Source organism: Protofrankia sp. Cr1, assembly GCF_963555865.1.
In the GTDB taxonomy this organism is placed as follows: domain Bacteria; phylum Actinomycetota; class Actinomycetes; order Frankiales; family Frankiaceae; genus Protofrankia.
On the sequence record NZ_CAUVXO010000457.1, the window covers coordinates 1059 to 3026 of the forward strand.

A 1968-nucleotide genomic window follows, 5' to 3' on the forward strand; every position below is an offset into this window, starting at 1 on the left:
TCGACGACAGCCCCGATGACATCCCCGACGGGGTTCGCGCCGCCGCTCACCGGGTGGTATGCGGTCAACAACGCCGCGTACCCGGGCGAGGTGGCCATGAGTTCATCGTGGCTGCCTCGCCCGGCCACCCGTCCCCGATCCAGGTACACGACCTCGTCGGCCAGCTCGATCGTTGCCCGCCGGTGTGCGACGACAACCACCGTGGACGCGCCCGCCCGCTCCCGCAGACCAGCCAGGATGGCCGCCTCGATCCGCGGATCGACGCCGGATGTCGCGTCGTCGAGAACGAGCAGGCGCGGCTGGCGGACCAGCGCCCGGGCCAGGGCGATCCTTTGGCGCTGCCCGCCGGACAGCGTGGTTCCGCGTTCGCCGACCTGCGTGTCGAGACCGGCGGGCAGTGCCGCGACGAAGCGGTCCGCCTGCGCGCGCGCGAGCGCCTCCCACAGCGCCGCATCGTCCACGGCCAAGCCGAGCGCAACGTTGCCGCGAACCGTGTCGTCGAACAGGAACGCCTGCTGGGACACCAGGGACGCGGCCGAGCTGACCTCACCGTCGGCGAGCTCAGCAAGATCGACACCGTCGATCCGGACCGCCCCGACGTCAGGGTCGTACAGCCTGACCAGCAACCCGGCCAGGGTCGACTTTCCCGACCCGGTCCGCCCGGCGAGCGCCACCACCCGGCCGGGCGCAACATCGAAGCTCACCCCGTCAAGGGCGTGGGCCGCCGGCCCCTCCCCATCCACCGGTCGCGGGTAGGTATAGGTGACGGCGTCCACAGTCAGCCTCGCCGGGCCCTGAGCGCGCAGTGTCTGCGATCCGAAGCGCTGCTCACCGCGGGCGCGCAGGACCGCGCGCACCCGGCCGTAGCCGACAACCGACCGGGGCAGTTCACCGAACACCCAGCCGATCGCCCGCAGCGGGAAGGCCAGGAGCGTGAACAGGTAGGCGACGCGAATCAGATCTCCGACATCGAGTGCGCCCGCCGAGATCCTGGCCGTGCCGACCAGCAGGACCGCGAGAACGCCGATGTTCGGTAACGCGTCCATCACCGGATCGAACATGCCGCGCACCCGGCCGGCGCTGATCATTGCTTCCTTCAGTTCGTCTGCCTTGCGTGCGAACCGGGTGGTCTCGTCACGTTCCCGCCCCATCGTTTTGATCACCAGGGCGCCGTCGAACGACTCGTGCGCCACCCCGCTCACCTCCGCCCGCAGTTGCTGGGCGCGCGACAGCAGCGGCGAGACCTTGTGCCCGTAGATGACGTTGACGACGCCGAAGAAGGGGAAGATGACGCATCCGACGGCAGCCAGCAGCGGATCGGTCGCGATCAGCACCACCAGGGCCACGACGATCATGACAAGCACGCCCGCCGCGAACGGCAGCGGGAGGATCGGCGCCCACGTCGCCTCCACGTCCGCATTGGCATTGGACAGCAGCAGGCCGGTCGAGTGGCGCTGGTGCCACGACAACGGCAGGAGCAGATACTGCCGCGTCACCCGGCGACGGTAGAGTGCCTGTAGCCGGAACGTCATCACCCCACCGCCGAGCCGGCGCACGAACATCCCCACCGCCCTGGCAACGCCGACGGCGACCAGCAGCGTCGCTGCCAGCGTGAGGCTGCCCACCGCCACCCGCCCGGTGTCAAAGGAGGGCAGCAGGACCTTGTCCGTGACCTCGCCGAGCACGACCGAGCTCGCCACGGTCATGAGGCCAAACAGCGAACTGCCGGCAACTGCCACGGCGAACGACCGGGGTTCCTCGCGGATGCCCATCCCGATGATGGCCAGACCTCTTCGGATAACATCGGGTGAACCTGCGGAAACCGACTCCGTCGATCCCGCCGGGTCATCGGGCATGGTTCTCCTCTCGTCGCTCACCACGCCGCCGACGTCGGCACCGCCCAAACGGATTCGAACCGAAAATACAGCCCGCCGCAACGGGTGTGGCCAGAATCCGACTCCTATCGGA

1 protein-coding gene is annotated in these 1968 nt (G+C 69.4%); it reads right to left on the reverse strand.

What is annotated here, in order from left to right; genetic code table 11:
- Positions 1–1856, reverse strand: a 1856-nt coding sequence (locus U9980_RS23610; RefSeq protein ID WP_322769946.1) for an ABC transporter ATP-binding protein, incomplete at its 3' end; no start/stop codon positions are given.
- Positions 1857–1968: the final 112 nt, after the last annotated feature.